At 67.4% G+C, this 6,227-nt stretch carries 7 protein-coding genes; 1 reads left to right on the top strand and 6 read right to left on the bottom strand.

Annotated features, from left to right (window positions below; all coding sequences use genetic code 11):
* From ACTHJR_RS02975 to lgt, 6 genes are all read right to left on the bottom strand, one after another.
* Positions 1-476 (bottom strand): PLP-dependent transferase (locus tag ACTHJR_RS02975; protein ID WP_440521586.1); only part of this gene is annotated, 476 nt, incomplete at its 3' end.
* 49 nt (positions 477-525) lie between these two features.
* Positions 526-1,293 carry a peptidoglycan editing factor PgeF gene (gene pgeF, locus ACTHJR_RS02970; protein ID WP_440521589.1) on the bottom strand — a complete coding sequence of 256 codons (768 nt, stop codon included), beginning with the start codon at positions 1,291-1,293 and terminating at the stop codon, positions 526-528.
* A complete protein-coding gene (locus tag ACTHJR_RS02965; RefSeq protein ID WP_440521585.1) occupies positions 1,287-1,805 on the bottom strand; it encodes an N-acetyltransferase family protein in 519 nt (172 codons plus the stop codon). Before ACTHJR_RS02965 ends, pgeF begins: the two co-directional genes overlap by 7 nt.
* The gene (locus ACTHJR_RS02960) at positions 1,802-2,311 is read right to left on the bottom strand and encodes an N-acetyltransferase family protein (RefSeq protein WP_440521584.1); all 510 of its coding nucleotides are present in this window, start codon (positions 2,309-2,311) and stop codon (positions 1,802-1,804) included. The genes ACTHJR_RS02965 and ACTHJR_RS02960 overlap by 4 nt, the downstream gene beginning before the upstream one ends.
* On the bottom strand, positions 2,308-3,390 hold the full coding sequence (locus ACTHJR_RS02955) for a class I SAM-dependent methyltransferase (protein ID WP_440521583.1): 1,083 nt from the start codon (positions 3,388-3,390) through the stop codon (positions 2,308-2,310). The genes ACTHJR_RS02960 and ACTHJR_RS02955 overlap by 4 nt, the downstream gene beginning before the upstream one ends.
* A gap of 54 nt (positions 3,391-3,444) precedes the next feature.
* On the bottom strand, positions 3,445-4,323 hold the full coding sequence (gene lgt / locus ACTHJR_RS02950) for a prolipoprotein diacylglyceryl transferase (protein WP_440521582.1): 879 nt from the start codon (positions 4,321-4,323) through the stop codon (positions 3,445-3,447).
* Positions 4,324-4,436: 113 nt separating this feature from the next.
* Between lgt and ACTHJR_RS02945 the strand changes: the two genes are divergently transcribed.
* Positions 4,437-6,122, top strand: a complete 1,686-nt coding sequence (locus ACTHJR_RS02945) for a class I adenylate-forming enzyme family protein (protein ID WP_440521587.1) — start codon at positions 4,437-4,439, stop codon at positions 6,120-6,122.
* The last annotated feature ends 105 nt before the right edge of the window (positions 6,123-6,227 follow it).

Below are 6,227 nucleotides of genomic sequence, written 5' to 3'. Positions count from 1 at the left end.
CGGCCGAGGATGCGCGCGATCAGGGTCTCGGTCGCGGCATAGAGCGGGCCCGAATGGACGATCGTGTCGCCGGGCTTGACCATCGCCAGGAACAAGGTCGCGATCGCCGACATGCCTGAGGAAAAGGCCAGCGCGTCCTCGGCGCCTTCCCAGATGCCCAGACGGTCCTCGAGAATCTCCTGGTTGGGGCCGTTGAAGCGCGAATAGACCAGCCCCTCGGCACCGCCCGGGCGCTTGCCGGTGACGCCCTCGAAATGGCGCTTGCCGGCGGCGGCATTGGGGAAGACGAAGGTCGAGGTCAGGAAGATCGGCGGCTTGAGCGACCCTTCCGACAGCATCGGGTCATAGCCATGGCCCATCATCAGGGTCGAGGGCTTGAGCTGGCGACCGCCGATCTGTGCGGGTTCGGTCTTGCGGGGCTTGGGGGCCGCGACCGCGGTCAGGTCGGCTTCGGTCTCGGTCGGCTTCTTGGGCATCATCTACTCCTTTGGCCAACGCTCTAGCGGGGACTGGTTTCAAACGAAACTATTTGATGCCGATGATCGAGACCAATCGCCCATAATCCGCTTCGCCGCGATGCGTGGCGCGGCGGAAGCTGTAGAAACGATCGGCATCGGTATAAGTGTCGAGCCCCATCATCTCGACGGTTCGGACCCCCGCCGTGGCGAGACGATGCGCGACATAGGCCTCGAGGTCGAATTGCGCATGCCCCTCGCGACCGGCGGCGAAGAAGCGTTCGTTCGCCGGGTCATCGGTCTCGAAGCGGCGTTGGAAGGCCTCGTCGACCTCGTAACTGGCGCGCGCGATGCAGGGGCCGATCGCCGCGACGATGCGGTCGCGCCGCGCGCCGAGCTTTTCCATCGCCGCGACGGTCGAATCGGTCACCCCGCCGATCGCGCCTTTCCACCCGGCATGCGCCGCGCCGACCACGCCCGCCTCGCGATCGGCGAGCAGGACCGGCGCGCAATCGGCGGTCAGGATGCCGAGCGCATAGCCCGGCCGGTCGGTCACCATCGCGTCGGCATGCGGGCGCTCGGCATCGGGCCAGGGGGTGGTCATGATAACGCAATCGGGCGAGTGGACCTGATAGAGCGTCACGAGTTCGGCACCGGGCAACACCGCCTCGACCGCGCGGCGGCGGTTCTCGGCGAGCTCGGGACCGATCTCGACCTGTCCGCGGCGGCCGAGATCGAGCCCCGCGGTGATTCCGGTCGACACGCCGCCGCGCCGCCCGAGAAAGCCGTGCGCGACGCCCTCGAGCGCGCGGGCGCGATTGACCTCGACGCTCACAATGTCAGCCTCATCAAGCGATCGTCGTCCTCATGGTCGCCGACCTTGAAGACATAGCGGCCGATCTCCTCGAACCCGTAGCGTTCGTAGAAGCGGCGGGCGCGATGATTGTCGACGAAGACCGACAGGACGACCTCGCTCGCGCCTTGGGTGCGCATCGCGTCGAGCGCCCAGTCCATCAGCACCGGGGCGAGCCCGGCGCCGTGATGGTCGGCCAGGATGTAGAGCTGATGCAATTCCATCGCGCTGTCGGGCCAGTCGCCGGGAAAGGTGACCGGGCCGATCTTGCAATAGCCGACGATGCGGTCGTCCTCGGTCGCCACGCGGACGCGATAGGCGGGGTCGGTCAGATCGGCGGGCAGGCCGCTCGATCCGAACGCCTGGTCGAGGAAGAGCGCGAGGTCTTCCTGGCGATAGAGCGTGCCGAACGTGTCGGTGAAGCTGCGCCGTGCCATCGCGGCGAGTTCGGGGCCGTCGGTCGTCACCGCGTCGCGATAGGCGATCGCGGCGCTCACAGCGCCAGTCGCATGATATGGTCGGTGTCGACCTGGTTGCCGACCGCGAAGGCATAGTCGCCGACATGCTCGAAGCCGTGCTTGCGGTAGAAAGCGGCGGCGCGGTGATTCTCTTCCCACACTGTCAGCAGCAGGGCGGTCGCGCCGGCTTCGCGCGCCGTCGCGATCGTCCAGTCGAGCAGCGCCTTGCCGACGCCCGCGCCATGCTGGTCGCCGGTCACGTAGATCTGGCTCAACTGCATCGCGCCGGGCTCGGCATCGGGCAGCCAGGGCGGATTGAGCTTGGCGTAGCCGACCACGCGGTCGCCGGCGAGCGCGAGGCGGAAGCGTGCGGCGCCGCTCGCCAGGTCGGCGATCAGCTTGCCGGTCGGACCATAGGCCTCAGCAAGATAGGTTGCGGCATCCTGCGCCGAGACGCCGTGCGCGAAGGTCTCGATCCAGATCGCCTGGGCCATCGCGTCGAGCGCGATACCATCGGCGGCGGTCGCGTCGCGATAGTCGATCACAGGAACCCCGCGGGCGTCGGCCAATCGGGCGCAGTCCAGGCCATCGCCTTGAACAAACTGCCCATCTGGTCGTCCTCGACCAGCCGCGCGCGGTCCGCCGCGATCGCCTCGGCGCGACCGGGCGTAGCCCGGGTCAGCGCCTCGGCGCGCGGATCGATGCCCAGCGCGGTCAGGAACGCGCCCTGCCCGACCGGGCCGTCGACGCGCACGCCCTCGACCCCGGCAGCGGCGCCCAGCGTGCCGAAATCGACATGCGCGGTCAGGTCGCGGCTGCCCGGCTCCTCATAAGGATTGGCGAATTGATGACCGCTCACCGCTTGCAGCGTGTCGCCGATCGCGGGGCCGCCATAGCCATAATCGATCACCAGCGCCGCGCCGCCGCGCGCCGCCAGGCGCTGCGCCACGCCGCGCGCGATCGCCACCGAGGCGGGCGAGGTCTCGATAACCGATCCGGGAGCAGCATCGCGCAATTCCTCGGGAATGACGCTGTCCGGCACGTCCTTGCCCGGGATCGGCAGGAACATCAGGTCCTGGCAGGCGATCAGCCGCTCGCGCCAGGCGTCGGTTGCCTTGACCAACTGGCGGATCGGCAAGGCGTCGAAGAATTCGTTGGCGACCAGGAGCAACGGGCGGTCGTCGGGCAATTGCGCGATGTCGTCATGCCAATGGGCATAGGGCACCGCCGCGCGCTGGCGGGCGCGCAAGGTCGGGCTGGTCTCGACGAAATGGACCGGCGGCTCGAGCCCCACCCGAGCCATCGCGCGCAACGCATCGGCCGACAATGTGCCGCGCCCAGGCCCCAGCTCGACCCAATGCACATCGGGCTCGCCCGCGCGTTGCCACAGATCGGCCGCCCACAGCCCGATCAGCTCGCCGAACATCTGGCTGATTTCGGGCGCGGTGGTGAAGTCGCCGGCCGAGCCCAAGGGATCGCGCGTGGCGTAATATTCGGCGTTCGCCGCCGCCATATATTGCGACAGCGGAATCGGTCCCGCCATCGTGATCGCGCGCGCCAGGCGATCGGGCAAATCTCCCCTCCCGCTTGCGGGAGGGGTGGGGGGAGGGTCTGTTGAAATCATTGCGATGAAACCGACATGCCCTCCCCTGGCCCCTCCCGCAAGGGAGGGGGACTTTTAAGCGACGCTCTCATCCCCCGCGATCGGGGTGACGCGGTTGCGGCGGTTCTTGGCGGTCCACACCAGCCAAAGGCCGCCCAGGATCATCGGCACGCATAGCCACTGGCCCATATGGAGATAGCCATTGTCGAAGATGGTGCCGCGGAATTGCGCGTCGGGCTCGCGGAAGAATTCGACGGTGAAGCGCGCGAGGCCGTAGAACACCAGGAACAGCCCGACCAGCTTGCCCGGATCGTAGCGCGCCTTGGTCCGCCAGAAGGCGAACCACAGGATCGCGAACAGGATGACCCCTTCCAGCCCCGCTTCGTAGAGCTGGCTGGGATGTCGCGCGACGTCGTTGCCGGTGCCGTGGAAGATGATCGCCCAGGGCAAATTGGGGTTGGCCGGCTTGCCCCACAACTCGCCGTTCACGAAATTCGCGAGGCGGCCGAAGAACAGCCCGAACGGCGCGCAGCAGGCGACGTAATCGTGGATCCGCAGCCAGCTCAGCTTGTTGCGCCGCGCGAACCACAGGATGCCGAGTGAGGTGCCTATGACGCCGCCGTGGAACGACATGCCACCGGCCCACAAGGCGAAGAAGTTCCAGGAAAGGAACAAGGCGGGGTCGTAGAACAGCACATAGCCGACGCGACCGCCGACGATGATGCCGATCGTCGCATAGAACACCAGATCCTCGACGTGGCGCTTGGCCATCGGCGCTCCCGGCGCGCGCAGCAGCCGCATCAGGTACATCCAGCCGACGACGATCCCGGCGATGTACGCGATCGAATACCATTTGATGTCGAGCAAATGGTGCGATCCCCAGGAGATCGGCAGCAGCACCGGGTTGAGGTGCAGGTCGTTGAAGTCGATCGCGGTCAGTGCGTGCAGGATCAAGGCTTTTCCCCGGGCTTTCCCGCTCCCATAAGGGGGGAAGGGCCCGTACTCAATTGGCACTTGACGAGCGAGCGCGGTCCCGGAGGCGAAAAGACCTGGCGGAGAGAATGGCGATGCCCAGCGCGCTCGATGTGCGGATGGACGACGGGATCGGAAAGCTGACGGAGGCCGGGGCCCCGATGGCGGTGAGCGAGGTCGAGGTCGGGGGGCGGATCTATCCCGCGATCGCCGCCGCGCCGCCCAGTCTCGCCCATTATTTCGCGCATTTCTCGGCCCAGCACGCGGACGCCGTCTTCCTCGTCGCCGGCGACGAGCGGCTGACCTTCGCGCAGGTTTACGAGCAGGCGGAGCGGGTCGCGCGCACCCTGGTCGCGGACGGTGTGACGCCTGGCGATCGCGTCGGCATCGCGATGCGCAATTCGCCGTCCTGGATCGCGCTCTATATGGGCATCCTGATGGCGGGCGGGATCGCCGTGTTGCTGAACGGCTGGTGGCAGACCGAGGAATTCGCCGCAGCCTTGCGCGAAGTCGAATGTTCGATCGTGTTCGCTTGCCCGCCGCGCGGCGAGCGGCTGGCGCAGATCGGCGATCTCACCGCCACGGTGAAGGTGATCCAGGACATGAAGCCGCTGGCCGAGGCGCTGGCGCCGGTCACGACCGACAGCGACGCGGCCTTACCCGAACTCGGTCCGGACGATCTCGCCACGATCCTGTTCACCAGCGGGTCGACCGGCCAGTCGAAGGGCGCGCTCAGCGATCACCGCGCGGTGCTCCAGGCGGTGCTCAATTACCTGACCCAGGCGCTGATGATGCTCGGCTTCGCGACCGAGGACGGCAATCCGCCGCAGGGCCAGCCGTCGACCTTGCTCAACGTGCCGCTGTTCCACGTCACCGCCGAGGTGCCGGTCATGCTCCAGAGCTTCGCGATGGGGCGCAAATTGGTGCTGATGCCGAAATGGGATGCCGAGGAGGCGATGCGGCTGATCGACCGCGAGAAGATCAGCTATTTCGTCGGCGTGCCGCTGATGAGCTTCGAGATCCTGACGCATCCCAACCGCGCCAAATATGATCTCTCGACGGTCACCGATTTCGCCGCCGGCGGCGCGCCGCGCCCGATCGAGCATGTCCGCCGGATCAAGGAGGAAATGGGCGGGGGCGCGCCGCTGATCGGCTATGGGCTGACCGAGACCAATGGCGTCGGTTGCGGCAATTGGCGCGAGAATTACCTCGCCAAGCCCAATTCGACCGGGCGCGCCTCGGCTCCGCTGGTCGATCTCGCGATCCTCGACGATGCCGGCGACAAGCTGCCGGCCGGCGCGCGCGGCGAAGTGGCGATCCGCTCGATCTGCAATTTCCGCGAATATTGGCATCGCCCCGACGCGACCGCCGCGGCGTTCAGCAAGGATCGCTATTTCCTGACCGGCGACATCGGCTATCTCGACGAGGACGGCTATTTGTTCATCGTCGACCGCAAGAAGGACATCATCATCCGCGGCGGCGAGAACATCTCGTGCCTGGAGGTCGAGGCGGCGATCTACGAACATCCGCTGATCGCCGAAGCGGCGGTGTTCGGCCTGCCCGACGAGCGGCTGGGCGAAGTGCCCGGCGCGGTGGTGCATTTCCACGACGGGCAGGTGCTGGACGAAGCCGCGCTGCGCGATTTCCTCGGCGCGCACATCGCCGCGTTCAAGGTGCCGGCCAAGATCTGGATCGCCCCGGATCCGCTGCCTCGGCTGGGGACGGAGAAGATCGACAAGGTGGGTCTAAGGGCCAAGTACCGCGCGCTGGCGGCCGGCTAAATCCTCCCCGGAACGGGGAGGGGGACCGCGCGCGTAGCGGCGTGGTGGAGGGGCCCGCTACCCGCTGACCCACCGGCTCGTCGTTCGTTCGTCGCGGGCCCCCTC

This window comes from Sphingomonas sp., from assembly GCF_051962185.1.
In the GTDB taxonomy this organism is placed as follows: domain Bacteria; phylum Pseudomonadota; class Alphaproteobacteria; order Sphingomonadales; family Sphingomonadaceae; genus Sphingomonas.
This window is presented reverse-complemented; position numbering and strand designations above follow the sequence as displayed.